At 30.8% G+C, this 15,312-nt stretch carries 20 protein-coding genes and 1 pseudogene; 8 read left to right on the top strand and 13 right to left on the bottom strand.

The features are described from left to right. Positions 1-4: 4 nt before the first annotated feature. The 4 genes and pseudogenes from JEY78_RS10700 to JEY78_RS10685 form a co-directional block, all read left to right on the top strand. Complete coding sequence (locus JEY78_RS10700; protein ID WP_291850824.1) at positions 5-1,489, top strand: FGGY family carbohydrate kinase; 1,485 nt, start codon at positions 5-7, stop codon at positions 1,487-1,489. 40 nt (positions 1,490-1,529) lie between these two features. Beyond that, entirely contained in the window at positions 1,530-2,855 is a 1,326-nt protein-coding gene (gene xylA / locus JEY78_RS10695) for a xylose isomerase (RefSeq protein ID WP_291850822.1), read from the top strand. 13 nt (positions 2,856-2,868) lie between these two features. Continuing rightward, the gene (gene xylE, locus JEY78_RS10690; protein ID WP_291850819.1) at positions 2,869-4,284 is read left to right on the top strand and encodes a D-xylose transporter XylE; all 1,416 of its coding nucleotides are present in this window, start codon (positions 2,869-2,871) and stop codon (positions 4,282-4,284) included. A gap of 85 nt (positions 4,285-4,369) precedes the next feature. Next, positions 4,370-4,578, top strand: a pseudogene (locus JEY78_RS10685) (transaldolase family protein); the annotation flags it as partial. A gap of 178 nt (positions 4,579-4,756) precedes the next feature. On the opposite strand, the gene JEY78_RS10680 reads toward JEY78_RS10685, so the two are convergent. The 4 genes from JEY78_RS10680 to JEY78_RS10665 all read right to left on the bottom strand — a co-directional run bounded on the left by JEY78_RS10680 (position 4,757) and on the right by JEY78_RS10665 (position 6,564). Beyond that, entirely contained in the window at positions 4,757-5,689 is a 933-nt protein-coding gene (locus JEY78_RS10680) for a HipA domain-containing protein (protein WP_291850817.1), read from the bottom strand. Continuing rightward, on the bottom strand, positions 5,679-6,014 hold the full coding sequence (locus tag JEY78_RS10675; protein WP_291850814.1) for a HipA N-terminal domain-containing protein: 336 nt from the start codon (positions 6,012-6,014) through the stop codon (positions 5,679-5,681). Before JEY78_RS10675 ends, JEY78_RS10680 begins: the two co-directional genes overlap by 11 nt. Positions 6,015-6,017: 3 nt before the next feature. Further along, positions 6,018-6,236: a type II toxin-antitoxin system Y4mF family antitoxin gene (locus tag JEY78_RS10670; RefSeq protein WP_291850811.1), complete on the bottom strand. Its 219-nt coding sequence runs from the start codon at positions 6,234-6,236 to the stop codon at positions 6,018-6,020. 124 nt (positions 6,237-6,360) lie between these two features. Beyond that, positions 6,361-6,564, bottom strand: a complete 204-nt coding sequence (locus JEY78_RS10665) for a hypothetical protein (protein ID WP_291850808.1) — start codon at positions 6,562-6,564, stop codon at positions 6,361-6,363. Between the two features lie 157 nt (positions 6,565-6,721). On the opposite strand from JEY78_RS10665, the gene JEY78_RS10660 reads away from it, so the two are divergent. From JEY78_RS10660 to JEY78_RS10645, 4 genes are read left to right on the top strand one after another with little or no spacing between them, the layout of a single operon-like run. Continuing rightward, complete coding sequence (locus JEY78_RS10660; RefSeq protein ID WP_291850805.1) at positions 6,722-7,477, top strand: hypothetical protein; 756 nt, start codon at positions 6,722-6,724, stop codon at positions 7,475-7,477. After that, positions 7,477-7,878, top strand: coding sequence for a DUF5675 family protein (locus JEY78_RS10655; RefSeq protein WP_291850802.1), 402 nt, complete (start codon positions 7,477-7,479; stop codon positions 7,876-7,878). Before JEY78_RS10660 ends, JEY78_RS10655 begins: the two co-directional genes overlap by 1 nt. Further along, positions 7,875-8,102, top strand: coding sequence for a hypothetical protein (locus JEY78_RS10650; protein WP_291850798.1), 228 nt, complete (start codon positions 7,875-7,877; stop codon positions 8,100-8,102). The genes JEY78_RS10655 and JEY78_RS10650 overlap by 4 nt, the downstream gene beginning before the upstream one ends. Continuing rightward, positions 8,092-8,265 carry a hypothetical protein gene (locus tag JEY78_RS10645; RefSeq protein WP_291850796.1) on the top strand — a complete coding sequence of 58 codons (174 nt, stop codon included), beginning with the start codon at positions 8,092-8,094 and terminating at the stop codon, positions 8,263-8,265. The genes JEY78_RS10650 and JEY78_RS10645 overlap by 11 nt, the downstream gene beginning before the upstream one ends. Before the next feature lie 46 nt (positions 8,266-8,311). Here JEY78_RS10645 and JEY78_RS10640 read toward each other — a convergent pair whose 3' ends face one another. The 9 genes from JEY78_RS10640 to JEY78_RS10600 all read right to left on the bottom strand — a co-directional run bounded on the left by JEY78_RS10640 (position 8,312) and on the right by JEY78_RS10600 (position 14,826). Further along, complete coding sequence (locus tag JEY78_RS10640) at positions 8,312-8,485, bottom strand: Lacal_2735 family protein (protein WP_291850793.1); 174 nt, start codon at positions 8,483-8,485, stop codon at positions 8,312-8,314. A gap of 19 nt (positions 8,486-8,504) precedes the next feature. Beyond that, positions 8,505-9,035 carry a CIA30 family protein gene (locus JEY78_RS10635; RefSeq protein ID WP_291850790.1) on the bottom strand — a complete coding sequence of 177 codons (531 nt, stop codon included), beginning with the start codon at positions 9,033-9,035 and terminating at the stop codon, positions 8,505-8,507. A gap of 273 nt (positions 9,036-9,308) precedes the next feature. Further along, positions 9,309-9,743 (bottom strand): nuclear transport factor 2 family protein, encoded by a 435-nt coding sequence (locus tag JEY78_RS10630; protein ID WP_291850786.1) that lies wholly within the window; start codon positions 9,741-9,743, stop codon positions 9,309-9,311. Positions 9,744-9,923: 180 nt separating this feature from the next. After that, the gene (locus JEY78_RS10625; RefSeq protein WP_291850783.1) at positions 9,924-10,592 is read right to left on the bottom strand and encodes a hypothetical protein; all 669 of its coding nucleotides are present in this window, start codon (positions 10,590-10,592) and stop codon (positions 9,924-9,926) included. Positions 10,593-10,871: 279 nt separating this feature from the next. Next, the gene (locus JEY78_RS10620) at positions 10,872-11,630 is read right to left on the bottom strand and encodes a hypothetical protein (RefSeq protein WP_291850781.1); all 759 of its coding nucleotides are present in this window, start codon (positions 11,628-11,630) and stop codon (positions 10,872-10,874) included. Between the two features lie 344 nt (positions 11,631-11,974). Continuing rightward, positions 11,975-12,898 (bottom strand): hypothetical protein, encoded by a 924-nt coding sequence (locus JEY78_RS10615; protein WP_291850778.1) that lies wholly within the window; start codon positions 12,896-12,898, stop codon positions 11,975-11,977. 138 nt (positions 12,899-13,036) lie between these two features. Further along, positions 13,037-13,738, bottom strand: a complete 702-nt coding sequence (locus tag JEY78_RS10610; RefSeq protein WP_291850776.1) for a TlpA disulfide reductase family protein — start codon at positions 13,736-13,738, stop codon at positions 13,037-13,039. 345 nt (positions 13,739-14,083) lie between these two features. Further along, the gene (locus JEY78_RS10605; RefSeq protein WP_291850773.1) at positions 14,084-14,341 is read right to left on the bottom strand and encodes a DUF2493 domain-containing protein; all 258 of its coding nucleotides are present in this window, start codon (positions 14,339-14,341) and stop codon (positions 14,084-14,086) included. Positions 14,342-14,589: 248 nt separating this feature from the next. Further along, entirely contained in the window at positions 14,590-14,826 is a 237-nt protein-coding gene (locus tag JEY78_RS10600) for a hypothetical protein (RefSeq protein WP_291850771.1), read from the bottom strand. Between the last annotated feature and the right edge of the window lie 486 nt (positions 14,827-15,312).

Raw genomic sequence — 15,312 nt, 5'->3', positions numbered from 1 at the left:
AATTATGTATTACATCGGATTTGATTTAGGAAGTTCATCTATCAAGGCAGCACTTGTTGAAATTTCAACAGGAAAAAGCATTGGAGTTGTACAAGAGCCAGAAAAAGAAATGAGTATGCTCGCATTAAAAAATGGCTGGGCAGAACAAAAACCAGAAGAATGGTGGCAATATATTTGTAAAGCCATTGAGAGATTAAAAAAAACGTATAATATATCTAGAACACAAATTAAAGGTATTGGAATTGCTTATCAAATGCACGGATTAGTAATTGTTGATAAAGATGGAAAGCCTTTAAGAAAAAGCATTATTTGGTGTGATAGTAGAGCTGTAGAAATTGGCCATAATGCGTTTGAAGAAATTGGCAAGGAAAAATGCACGTCACATTTGTTAAATTCTCCAGCCAATTTTACGGCCTCAAAATTAAAATGGGTAAAAGAAAATGAACCAGAAATTTATAAGAGAATATATAAATTTATGTTGCCGGGTGATTTTATTGCTTATAAGTTTTCAGACACCATAAATACAACTATTTCAGGTTTGTCTGAAGGTATTTTTTGGGATTTTAAAAACGATACAGTAGCCGATTTTTTATTAGAAAAATATGGGATTGATCAATCATTGCTACCAAATATTGTCCCAACTTTTGGAGAACAATCTGTTGTAAGCAAAAAAGGAGAGCAGGAATGTGGTTTAGCAGCAGGAACCCCAATACTGTACAGAGCAGGAGATCAGCCAAACAATGCGTTAGCTTTAAATGTATTTAATCCTGGAGAAATAGCTGCAACAGGTGGAACATCTGGAGTGGTATACGCTGTAACTGAAAATTTATCGAGAAAAGAAAGTACAAGAGTTAATAATTTTGCACACGTTAATTATACTAAATCTACACCGCGTATTGGAAAATTATTAAACATTAACGGAGCTGGAATTCAGTACAGATGGTTACTTAATAATTTAGCAGTAAATTCTTACGAAGAAATGAACAACTTAGCTTCTGAAATACCAGTTGGATCGGATGGTATTTGTATGCTTCCATTTGGAAACGGAGCGGAAAGAATGTTAAATAATTTAGAAATTGGAACTCGTTTAGTAAATGTTAATTTAAACAATCATCACAAAGGACATATTTGTAGAGCCGCCTTAGAAGGTATTGCTTTTTCATTTGTTTATGGAATGGAAATTTTAAAATCTGATGGTATTAATGTTCAGGTAATGCGTGCTGGTAATGATAATTTATTTCGTTCGGAAATTTTTGCAAATACAGTTGCAACATTAATTCAGCATGAAATTGAAATTTACAATACTACAGGAGCAATAGGAGCTGCACGTGCATCAGGTTTACATAAAGGAGATTTTGAAAGCTATGGAAACTTAATTATGGAAAACGATCATGTAATGACTTTTATGCCTTTTAAAGATAAGGAACCATATTTAAAAGCATACCAAAATTGGAAAAAAGAGTTAGAACTCATTTTGAGTGTAAAATAAATAGAAGAAATAAATAATAAAATAACATAAAATAATTACAATGGCAATTTTAGGAAACAAAGAATACTTTAAAGGTATTGGAGAAATTAAATTTGAAGGAAAAGAATCTGACAATCCGTTAGCATTTAAATATTACAACCCAGATCAGGTGGTGGCTGGAAAAACAATGCGTGAGCATTTTAAATTTGCAATAGCGTACTGGCATACATTCTGTGGTCAAGGTGGAGATCCATTTGGACCTGGAACACAAAATTTTAGTTGGGATAAATCATCAGATCCAATTCAAGCAGCAAAAGATAAAGCAGATGCAGCTTTTGAATTTATTAGTAAAATGGGCTTTGATTATTTCTGTTTTCACGATACAGATTTAATTCAAGAAGGAGCAACTTTTGCAGAGCAAGAAAAAAGAGTAGCTATTATTACGGAGTATTTAAAAGAAAAGAAAAAAGGGAATAATATTAAATTATTATGGGGAACAGCCAACTGTTTTTCTAACCCTCGTTATATGAATGGTGCTGCAACCAATCCAGATTTTAATGTTGTAGCAAGAGCAGGTGGTCAAATTAAATTAGCCTTAGATGCAACTATTGCTTTAGAAGGAGAAAACTATGTATTTTGGGGAGGACGTGAAGGTTATATGTCGTTGTTAAATACTGATATGGGAAGAGAATTAGACCATATGGGACAATTTTTAAGAATGGCTCGTGATTATGCACGTGCACAAGGATTTAAAGGGAACTTCTTTATTGAGCCAAAACCAATGGAGCCAATGAAACATCAATATGATTTTGATTGTGCTACTGCTATCGGATTTTTAAGAGCGCAAGGTTTAGAGAACGATTTCAAAATGAATATTGAAGTAAATCACGCTACTTTGGCACAACACACTTTTCAACACGAAATTGAAACAGCTGCAAAAGCAGGAATGTTAGGAAGTTTAGATGCGAACCGTGGAGATTATCAAAACGGATGGGATACAGATCAATTCCCTAACAACATTCAAGAAACTACAGAAGCTATGTTGGTTTTCTTAAAAGCAGGAGGTCTTCAAGGAGGTGGAGTTAATTTTGATGCAAAAATCAGAAGAAATTCAACAGATATGGAAGATGTATTCCACGCGCATATTGGTGGAGCAGATACGTTTGCTAGAGCTTTATTGACTGCTGATAAAATTATTACTTCATCTGCTTATGACAAATTAAGAACAGCGCGTTACAGCTCATTTGATGCAGGAAACGGAAAAGCGTTTGAAGAAGGAAAATTATCTATGCAAGATTTGTACAAAATTGCACAAGAAAACGGTGAGTTAACACTTCAAAGTGGAAAACAAGAGTTATTTGAAAATATTATTAACCAATATATTTAATAAATAAAATGTAATGGCAACAGCAACAAATTCTAGTTATTTATTTAAATTAACCATTGTAGCTACTCTAGGAGGACTTCTCTTTGGATATGATACTGCAGTTATTTCAGGAACTGTTAGTTCTTTAGAAAGTTTTTTTGTACTGCCCTTTGGATTGGATGAAATGGAAGCAAATGCCAGATTAGGATTTGTTGTTTCAAGTGCCTTAATTGGTTGTATTATTGGAGGGATTTCAGGTGGTATAATTAGCAAAAAATTAGGGCGTAGAAACGGCTTAGTTTTAGCGGCTGGATTATTTTTATTATCAGCATTAGGTTCTTCCATGCCAGAAATGTTTTTAAAACCAATTGGAGAAGCAGACCATACATTTATGTATGTGTTTATTGTTTACAGAATTATTGGTGGTATTGGTGTTGGATTGGCATCTATGCTATCTCCTTTATATATTGCAGAAATTGCACCTGCAAAAAGCAGAGGAAAATTAGTTTCAATGAATCAGTTTGCTATTATTTTTGGGATGTTAATCGTTTATTTTGTAAACTATTACATCGCAAAACAAGGTGATGATACTTGGTTAAATTCAGTAGGTTGGAGATGGATGTTTGCTTCAGAAGTAATTCCAGCAACATTATTTTTAGTGATGTTGTTCTTTGTTCCAGATACCCCAAGATCTTTGGTGTTAAAATCGCAACCAGAAAAAGCATTAAATGTTTTAATTAAAGTTAATGGAGTTCAAGAAGGTAAGAAAATTTTAGCAGACATTCAAAATACAGTAGAAAGCCATTCAGGAAAGTTATTTTCTTTTGGAATGACGGTTATTGTAATTGGTGTTTTATTATCAGTTTTTCAGCAATTTGTAGGGATCAATGTTGTATTGTACTATGCTCCAGAGATTTTTAAAAGTATGGGTTCAGGAACCGATACAGCTTTGTTACAAACTATTATTGTAGGTGCTGTTAATTTAGTATTTACAGTATTAGCAATTATGACAGTTGATAAATTTGGTAGAAAACCATTGATGATTATTGGAGCTTTAGGTATGGCAATTTCAATGTTTGCTTTAGGAACAACATTCTTTTTGGAATCTGTTGGTATTGGGGCTTTAGTTTTTATGTTGTTATATGTGGCAAGTTTTGCAATGAGTTGGGGACCTGTTTGTTGGGTGTTGTTATCTGAAATTTTCCCAAATAAAATTAGAGGCCGAGCATTAGCTGTTGCAGTTGCAGCACAATGGATTTCTAACTACTTAGTATCTTGGACTTTTCCTATGATGGATAAAAACACACATTTAGTAGAAACTTTTAATCATGGTTTTGCCTATTGGATTTATGGTGTAATGGGAATACTAGCCACTATTTTGGTTTGGAAATTTGTACCAGAAACAAAAGGAAAAACATTAGAAGAAATGGAAACTATTTGGGAGAAATAACTATTTTCCATTAAAATAAATTAACAACAAGCAACACAGTTTTAGGATATTTTAAAACGTGTTACTTAATTAAAAAAAGAATAATATGAAATTTTTTATAGATACAGCAAATTTAGAACAAATTAAAGAAGCATAAGCATTAGGTGTTTTAAATGGAGTTATAACAAACCCATCTTTACGGCTAAAGAAGGAATTACTGGATCAGCAAATATTTTAAAACATTACTTAGATATTTGCAATGCTGTTGATGGTGATGTTTCTGCAGAAGTAATTGCAACAGGATTCAAACCTGTATCCTATGTATTAGTGTTTATAAGGGTTTATAAATGTCAAAGATGTTGAGGTGTTATTTAACGACCATAAAAAAAAGTTTAATGTTATAGCTTTTTCACTTTGTTTTGAACTATAAAAATACGACTTTTAAATGACTAAATAACACTAAATAACATCAAAATTTATGATTTTTAATGATTTAGTTGAATAAAATAGCTGCTCTTTTTAAAACTATTTTTATATAGTTTTCTTTCATTTTTTCTGAAAGAAAAGAGGTGTTTACAATTTTTATGATTTCAGGTTGTTTACTTTTAAATCGCTTAAAAACGCCATTTATTTGTTTTTCGTTTAACGCTAAATTGTACCCTAATTTTATAAAATCTCCTCTGGTTAATTTATTCTTTTTCCCTTCTAAGGTTAATGCCATTTCTTCTTTGTCCCCTGGATTTACTATAGCAACATTCAACAAATCATAAGCTGGTGCTAAAATCCAATTAGCGTTGCTTTCAATCATTGAAAAGTTTTTTAAATGCATATCGTTATTTCCAGTTAAAAAGCTAAATACTGCAATTTCAAAAAAGAATAATTTATCCAATAGCGTGTTGTTGGAATACTGACCCAATGCTTTTCCAATTTTTTCCATAGAGCTTTTGTATTTATCAAAAGCTTCTGTTATTTGAAACATATCCAACATATGAATCTTTTTTCCATCGTCAGTGCGGTCGATGCGTTTTGTGATGTACGATAATTCACCAGAATTTAATCGAATTAAAGAGGAGGGAACCGTTTTAATTTTTAAATATTCAGCCAAACGCATTGTTACGTGTTCATTGGCTGGCATTTCTGGATAGTCTTTTGAAGGTGGTTTAAAAATATAATTACCACCTAAAGCCCCAACAACTGTTAACCGATTGTCTTTTGCCTGATCATTAAATGTCATAGATAATTTGGGTTGTACTCCAGGAACTGAAATACTTCGCTCCACCACATTTTTAGCTAAATCAGTCATTTGTTCCAATGAATAATTCAATTTTGGCGCTTCTTTCGTTCCAAAAAAAGCAAGACTACATTTTTCATGAAAATCGATTTCTGTAGTTAATTCTTTATAACAATACAAGCACTTATTTTTCATTTTCTGAAGTTAGAGGTTGAACACTCACTGCTCCAATACAATTCTGACAACAAGCCAATAACAATCCCATTCTGTCATTCGGATTTATTTTCCAGTTTTTTGATGCAATATTTAACAGCCAACCTTCAGGAATTAATCCTTCAAAAAAAGGAAATAATCGGTTGCTTTTATAGGATTCTTTTCTTACAGGTAACGTAAATGTTATAAACTGATTTGGGAAATTAAGCACATACTCGGTTGAGTATGTAAATGTGTATTCTCCATCATTGGTTTCAATTAATGTTCCAGCAAGAGTTTTATCGTAAAATATTTTAGCACTTCGCATAGCTTAATTATTAGATTCTATATTTTCTTTTAAACTTACGGGAGCTAATTGATGTCCAAACATTTTTAGCACCAAATTTACTTTATCCATATTAAGATTGGTTTTACCTTGTTCTATTTTTCGGATAACTGTAAGTGCAACTCCTGTCCTTTCTGCGAATTCTTCTTGCGTTAAATTCACTTCTTTTCTACGTTCCTTTACAAACTGCGCTAATTCTTTCATTATATGCTTTAAAGTATAATTTATATGTAAATATAGTAAATTATATGTAATTACGTATATTTTATGTTTATATTACATATTTGTATGCTTTAGCATATACTATAAAGAAAATAAGAAAGTTGATTTATGAAACCTTTTGTAAATATTCGGTTACAATTTCTAATTTGATTCCGCTGTATTCAGCAAATTCTTCTGAAGTAATAAACTGATGTGATTCCTTCCCAAAATGCGCTTTTATTTCATTGAGTAGTTTTCTTCCATAGCGTTCACTTCTGCCAGTGATGCATTGAATGTCTTTTGGGTATATGCAGGCTCTAATTATTTTCATTTCATACACTATCCATACTTTATCCTACCGGTATCTATACTTTATCTATGTGTTTAATTCGGAACAAAAAGATTGTTTCGGAATGGATGGTTGTTGGTTTTTTAATTTTTATTTAAAGATAGGTTCATTTGTTGAGAATTAAAAATATTATACAATTATGGCTAGACAAAAAGGCATTATTAAATTAAAAGGAACTATCGGAGGTATTACCTTTTACAAAACTTCTGATGGAGACCTTGCTCGTGAAAAAGGAGGAGTTGATGCTTCCAGAATTGCAAACGATCCAGCATTTCAAAGAACACGTGAAAATGGTTCTGAATTTGGATCTGCAGGAAAAGGTGGAAAGATTGTGCGAAATGCTATTCGTATTCTTTTGCAAAATGCAAAAGATAAAAGAGTGGTAAGCAGATTGACAACCGACCTTTTAAAGGTGGTAAAAACAGACAGTGTAAATGATCGTGGGGCAAGAACTATTCAAGATGGGAATATGAGCTTAATTCAGGGGTTTGAATTTAACACCAACGGTAAATTAGGTTCTACCTTGTTTACTCCAACTTTAAATGCTTTTGACCGTGTTACTGGAGAAGCAACTGCTAGTATTGCACCTTTTTCAGCGAAGAAAAGAATTGCTGCTCCAAATGGAACAACACATTTTAAAGTGGTAACGGGTGTTGCAGCATTAGATTTTGTAAATGAAACCTCCACTTTTGAAAGTGATGAAACTGAAATTCTACCTTATGTAAATGCAAATACAGCTGCTATTGATTTGAGTGCAACTGTAACTGCAAATTCTGACCTTCCTGTTATTCAGGTTTTGGGAATTGAATTTTATCAAGAGGTAAATGGCACTATGTATCCATTGAAAAATGGCTCATACAATGCACTTGCAATTGTAAAAGTTGATACGTTATAGTGGAACTTGTTTTGCATAGAACGTATTTTAAAGAGGGTACCAACGGTGCCCTTTTTATAAATCAACAATTTTTGGGATTTACCATTGAATTGCCCTGGAAAGAAAATTTGAAAAGGGTGTCGTGTATTCCTGAAGGTATGTATGAATTGAAGCCTCGGTATTCTGACAAGTTTAAACATCATTTAGTACTTCAGAATGTACCTAAAAGAAGTTTGATTTTAATACACCCAGCTAATGATGCAAACAAAGATTTACAAGGCTGTATTGCACCTGTAAGTTCACTTACAGGGATTGCCAAAGGATTGCAATCTCGTTTTGTATTTCAGAAAATACTTTCTGCTTGTAACCAAGCATTTGACCGAAAAGAAAAAGTAACCTTAACTTTTAAAACTAATTTATGAAACTTATAGAACGATATCAAAAACCAACACCTTCCTTTTTTAGAAAATTAAGAAATATTGGTATTGCTTTAGCAACTGCTGGAGGTGCTATTATTGCAGCTCCCATTGCATTGCCTGCAACCATTATAACCATTGCAACTTATTTAACTGTTGCAGGAGCTGTGGCGACTGCTGTAAGTCAGGCGGTGGTTTCTGACAATGAAAGTGGCAACAATGACGAATAATGACCTACAACTGCGCTCTGGTGTTGTAGGAGGCACTTTTCTCTCCACTATTTTTAATATCAGCTTACACGATATTGTTTTTACTGTTGTAATGGCTGTGATTGGAGCAGTTGTAAGTTTTTTTGTTTCTTGTTTGTTGCGGAGGTTGTTTTCAAAAAAATAAAGCTTGCTATTTTAGCCAGGCTTTGTTTTTAACGGTCTTTTTATGTTTAGTTGCGTGGGTTAAGCAAATCTATTTGAATTAGAATTTCATTGGCTTCTGCTGCCTTTCTATCACTAAGTTTTCTATTGGTTGTGGATAGTTTGTAAGATTCCTCTAGTAATTTTTTATACTGATCATTTAGCTTTTCAGCTTTGGATTTTTTCTTAAATATATTTAACATAGTATTATTTAATCTTAATTTATATCAATTCTATTGTATCAATTATAAGTTCAAAGTTTTCATCTTTTTTATTACCAATTAAAAATACAATTTGCTCTATGTATTCATGTGAAAAATTTGGAGCATTAAGTCTTCTTCCTCTAAATGAAGGATACATATCTTTTAAATCTATTTCGACATCTTGCCATTCATTTGAAGTAGAAAATATAGCGATGTAGGAATAATAGTTACTTGAATTATCCCTAATTCTAAATTGATAATCTTTACCATCACCTTTTAGTCTAATTTTTATTTTGGTGTATTTTGTGACTTCAGTTTTTTTAAACTGATATCTAACCGATGCGAAACCACCATTATTCGCTAAAGACACATGTCCTTTAAAAACTCCAAATCCATCAGAGTTGAGCTTAAATTGACTAGATGATATTCCTCCCATTACCTCATCATCAATAACATTCCAATTTTGAATATCTGTTCCTTTATTAAAATCAAAAATCATTTTAGCGTTCATTCCTTGTAATAAAATTAAGATACATATGACATATTTCATTCTTCAACTATTTTTTGTCTAAGTATTATTCTGTAAAATTAGACAAAAATTATTTAATAAAATGATTTACCGAGTATTATTTTGGTTAAATCGATAAAATTTTATCATTTCATTTCCTGAGAAAGTGGGAATCTTATTGGTTGGTTATAATGAAACACAACGGGATTTTAAATGATTTGTGCGATTGGAAAATCGGAAGTTGAATGTTTGTCGGTTTATACTAAATCAAATTTAAGTATAAATTTTATACATTGTTCGCTGCTGGCATTTTTGTCAGTTCAATAATTTTGTAAATGATAAAGATGCTAATTTCCAATCTTCACTCTCCTTTTTATAGACTTCAGTTACCATAAATGGATTAGTGACTTCATTTCCACCAACAACTGCCAACAAAGTAATTCGATTCAAAAGTATTGCTGTGTCTCCAATCACATTTACTGAAACTTCGTGGATATCAGCTTTTTTATAATGAATTCCGCCACTTTCTATAATATTAAGTTCTTGGTCCTTACCCCAACTTCCTCCCATATGCACAAATACTGCGTTCTTATGAAAAAGTTTGTTCAATTCCTCAACATTTTTATCTGCCATCCATTGCCATTTGGCTTTAGACAGGTTTTTAATTTCCTGTTCAGTTGTAGAATCCTGTGAGTAGGATAAATGAGCACTTGTTAAGAATAAAATAAGTCCGATAAATAATCTTTTCATATTGATGTTCATTAATGTTATATTTTTCAACTTGCTGCCTAAAATTTTTTATAAGATTTGTGCAACTGGAAAATCGGAGATTTTTCGGTTGTAGCAAATCGTTAGTTGAATGTTTGTCGGTTTGTAATTTAGTTTAAATGTAAGCATAAATTTTAAGAGGTTTTGCACGACGTTTTATTATTATGTTTCATAAACCCAATCATTTCTTATATTAAAAAAATCATAAATCAATACTAAAGATTTTTCAAACGAAGTTGTATTATTATCTCTTAATGTTTCTTTTAATCCCCTTTTTATTGATTTTTTAAAGTTCGATTTTATTTTTCTAGAAATTTCTAATTTCTCTTTATATGATATTTTTAAATATTGAGTTTTTTTATTTTTGGTATTATTCTCTTTTAAAACAGCATTTATTAATCCTAAAGATATTTGATTAATAAATTGAGTTACTAATCTGTTTTTCTGAATTAGTTTATTGGCGTTTTCAGTTATTTCTAATTTTGAAAGTTTGGTATTTAAAATTGAATTTAAAAACACATAATTATTTTTTACTAAATCGGATAATAAATTTTTTATATCTTTTGAAATTCCCTTAATTTCTTCATTTTCACTTTTAGTATATTTTAAAAGATTATTTAAGGAATACAAAACTATCAAATCATTATATTTTTTTATTGAGAAATTTAGATCGTTAATATTTGAATTAGTTTTGATAATGTTTTCGAACTCAATCGTTCCTTTATCCATTTTTATAAAGATATCAGTGCAATCATTCAATAACTTAAAATGTTCATTTGCAAATAATAGATTTCCAATTAGGAAAGTCATTAATAAAAATAATCTTTTCATAGGTTTTATTTAGACAATTTGTCATTTAGTTGATTGTTGTGATAAATGACGTGAACGGTTAGCGCATGAAAAGTTGCGGGTTTTGAAAACGCAATTTTCAGATGTTTAAATTTAATATATTTTTATTTTAGAAACATTATATTTTATTTAATTAAACAATTTTTTATGGGGATTGTTGCCTGTAGGCTTTTCTTTATAAACTTTCTTGAAATTTCCAATTATCAAATTATTATAGCAAAACTTTAATTGTATTTTACTAGAGTTAAGGGTTTATTAAGATTAGTGTTTCATTATTATTTCGTTGACTACTTTTGTTAAAAAAATAACATCTAGGGCGTCAATCTGATCCAATAGAATAATAGATTCACCATAAGCATCTTTAATACTGTAAAATGTACCCAAATTGTCAGGGACGTTTCCTAAAATAGTTCCTACAAAGGTACAAGCAGTTAAAAAAGCACCTAATTGGTTGGGGTGGCTCCCATCATCATCAAATAATTTAATATTTGGACGTAATTCCATTGCTAATTCCCATGTTTTACCAACGGGTACTATCATCGCATCATTTTCATCTGCCACATAAGAATAGACCTTATTTATTTCCTCTTGATATTGAGGAACTTTTTCTCGTGCCCATGTCATGTATAGATATGGTTTTGCACCATTTTCCTTGATGAGATTACAAAATAATTTTGAATATTTGACAAGGCTGTCGGCTTCTTTGATAGAGCCCATACTATGTTCTTGAAGCACCACAATATCAAATTTTCCTTTCTTTATCAACTCTTGCGTTTTTAGTCCTTTCTGACCAAGCCAATGTTCACTTAATTTTGCTCCACCTACCACGCTTTTTTTTGTAACTAATTTTGTTTTTGAATTATCTGAAATTAAGGATACCATATGTGGCATATTTTCAAAATAGGTATAACTATTTCCAACAAATAATATATTAATTGTGTCCTTTTTTTCTTGAGCTTTAATTGTTAGGCTTAAGAACAATATTGCAATTATTTTTATCTTTATGTTTAGTCTTTTCATTTTTAGAGAAATAAATTTGTTTAAATTAATTTGATTGTTGAATGTATTTTGGTTCGTTAATTAGTTAAAAAGTTAGCAAAAAGTTCAAGAAATGTTGCAAAATGATTTAACACTCATAATTCCTAATAAGATTATTCTTTGGATACTGAAGAAAAAAATCAAATAATGTTTGTCGTTTAGTATTTTTTTATAAACTTACTGGCAAACGGGCTTTTATAAGATTTGTGCAACTGGAAAATCGGAGATTTTTCGGTTGTAGCAAATCGTTTGTTGAATTTTTGTCGTTAATATTAGTTCGAATGTAAGCATAAATTATATGAGGCTTAAGTTTGTAAACAGTTTTTTTATTCCATAATCCATTTTATCAACTCCTTTTTGTCAATTATAGACCAACTATGTGGATGTCTTTCTCCGTTAGCTCTGTATCCTTTATTTTCTGTTGGAATATATTCAACTTGATTAAATCCTGATTTTTTAAGAGTTTCTGAAAGTTGTTTTATATAATATGCATTCGTTTGTTCATAATCCTCCATTCTATTCTTTTTCCACCAAATAGTGTCTGGTTCAGTGTAGAGTCTGATTTTAGTGTTTTTTAAACTTTTTAAATTATTTATCGCGTTTGTTTCTGCTGTGAAAACTGCGCTATTTTCATATTTTGCTAAGTTTTTATTAGGATTCCCAAAGTTCTCTTCCAAGTTTTCGATTATCCAATTTGATTCTTCAACAGATACCTCTGAAAAATTTCGTTTAATATTTTTTTCTGAACTTTTATACAATGCTACCAAATCTATTGGCGAGTCTACTATAAAAACTCCTTTTGGTTTTATTGTGAAGTTTTTATTTTCAACTAAAAATGAGCCAATCAATAAAGATACATTTCCACCACTCGAAAATCCTCCAATATATATGTCGTTTGTAGGTAGTTTATTTTTAATAAATATATTTTCTAATTGTTCAGCAAGTTTTTGTTTTTCATTTTTTTCAAGCCACAATTTTTGATTGTAGTTCATATAAAGTACAGCAATATTATTTTCCTTTGCAATCTCAAGTATTTTAAATTCACGCTTAATATCTTCAGCATTTTCTGGAAAACCTCCAAAAAGTATTAATATCTTTTTTATGTTTTCGGTCGGTTTACTCAATTCGTAATTTTCGTTTGCAATTTCTTGAAATTGAGTTTTTATTGGATTTTCCGTTTTGTCCTTTTCTGCGTTTTTGCAAGAAATTAAAACTACAAGTATAATTAATATTCCTAAAAATTTGTTCATTTTTAATTACCTACAACGAGTTTTTATATGATTTGTGCGACTGGAAAATCGGAGATTTTTCGGTTGTAGCAAATCGTTTGTTGAATGTTTGTCGTTTTAACTAGTTCAAATTTAAGTATAAATTATATGAGTTGTTGGCTAAAGTAAATTATTTAAATACTTTTCAAATTGCTCGAAATTTCCTGAAAGTCCATTTTCAATCAATCTTATTTTTCCGATTTTATCAATGAACACATTTTTAGGAAAAGCTCTTATTCCCACTTCATCAATATATTCTTGAGCATTTATGATTTGAATAAAATCAAATTTAGTTTGCTTTAGAAAATTGTTTAACTCAGTTTTATCATTAAATGTAATTGCAATAAAATTAACTCTATCAGAGTATTTCTCTTTCAATCGATTTAATTCAGGAATTTCCTCAATACAAGGCTGACATTGCGTAAACCAAAAATTTATCAAACAAGGTTTATCTAAAATATCTGTTTTTGAAATAAACTTATCATTAATAGTCTTTAATTCAAATTCAGGTAAATTTTGTCCAATTAAATCGTAAATCTTATCTTTATTTGAAGTTGAGATTATGTAATTTTCTCCAACTCTCACATCAAGTCCAAATGGTTGAATGATTGAATCATTTTTCGAATATCTTTTCTTTAAACTGCGGTTTATTTTTAAATCAACTAATGAATCAATTCTATATTTTTCTATAATAGTTTTTCCTAAATTTGAAAACTCGGACTCTGTATAAATTTTTCCAGAATCGATGTTTTTATAATACAAAGTCTTTTCTTTACAAGAGGAAAAAATTATCAAAACCATAACTATTAAAATCTTTTTCATATCATTTCGGTTATTTTAGCCAACGGGTTATATACATTATTTCATTCTTTTATCCCTTAATAAAATAGAGGTTAAAAGTAATTTTAGAATATTTTATCATTTGTTGAAATTGCAATTTTTCAATGTACTAATTTAATAAAAAAGAGTTTAAAAATATGTTGGTTGTTAATTTATGGTTAAAATAAATTAGTTATGCCCTATTTTGGTTTTATATCAATTTAGTTGAAATCCTGAATCAAGTTCAGGATGACGTTTCAAAATTTATAATCTTGACTATTAAATTTTCTTTTCTGGCTACCTTAATCATATGTTTAGTTCCTTTACTTTTCCCATCCCTGAAGGCAATTAAGCATCTGCATAATTTGCCATTTGTTCGTTGCGTTTTGGTCCTGCAGCTCTTCCAAATCTTTTCCAATCTGCAGGAAATTTTGTCAGTTTGAATCCTTTTTCAGCTGCATATTTTTCTCCATGTAAGTCAGCCCCTTTGTAGTCAGCTCCAGATACAATTTCAACACCGGTTTGATCCTGGAGAATGTTGTCACAAACTTCACATAGTTTTTTGTAGTCGGTAAAGGTTCGGCTTCCGGCAATAATGATTTTCATAAATTATATGTTCATTTTTGTCTTGACACAAAAACGAACCAAAAAAGTCAAGACTTATTTGAATTTCTTTGAATTCTTACGTTTTATACACTATCGTATCCAGCTCCTGGCTCAAGCTGGCTCATTCGCTAAAAATGTTTACTAAACATTTTCTTAACGCTTTGCCCTTCTTTGGATACTTAGTCGCTTCTAAAACTTATATTACTACAGAAATTCAATTAGGTCAGTTTTGTTAAATAATTATAGTTTTAAGACCTCAACAACGCAATTTTTAATTGCTTGATTGCTGATAATTGTTGTTTTAGGTTTTCTTCAAAAGCATTGATTTTTTTGAGCTTTTCAACTTTCATTTTCCATTGTTGTTCTTGGTTGTTTTGGAGTGCTTCATTAATTACTTTTTTAGCGTCTGAAATACATATAAATGGGATAACACTTCCTTTTAAATAATAGCTGAAGTATTGATCTGTTTTAAGTGATAAGTACAATTAATACAACGATTCCCGGGTTGGCTCTGCAGCTGTTGTAATCACAAAACAGTTGGGGCAAGGCTGGTTCATCGGCCTGCCACTGTTTAAGCCTTTAGACAAGATAAAAAAGTTCGGTGTGTTGTAGGTTCTTCCTGGTTGGTGGGTTTTGATTTCAAAATTTGACACAGTAAGGCATTTAAAATTTATATTCCAATGCGCCCGCTGGCTTGTTCGCTAAACCAGTCCACTGGACTGTTTTTATACGCTCCACCCTGTTCCGCACACATAAATTTTGAAACAAAAGGAAAAAGAAAGCAATGTTACTGGTTGTGAGGGATAGCCTGTCAAGGTTTTTGAGAAAAATACGACCTGTGTTTTTATAAAAAATCGGAAACGAACATTTGTGAGGTGGAGATTTTTTTCAAAACCCGTAGGGCTTGACCTTGAAAGGTGTTGTGTGGCTGGAGCAGGGAGCAACCGAGTTTTGCTGTCTTTTTTTATTTT

The organism is Lutibacter sp. (genome assembly GCF_016342705.1).
Classification (GTDB): domain Bacteria; phylum Bacteroidota; class Bacteroidia; order Flavobacteriales; family Flavobacteriaceae; genus Lutibacter.
The sequence above is the reverse complement of the archived record's forward strand: the minus strand, read 5'-3'. Positions and strand labels throughout refer to the sequence as shown.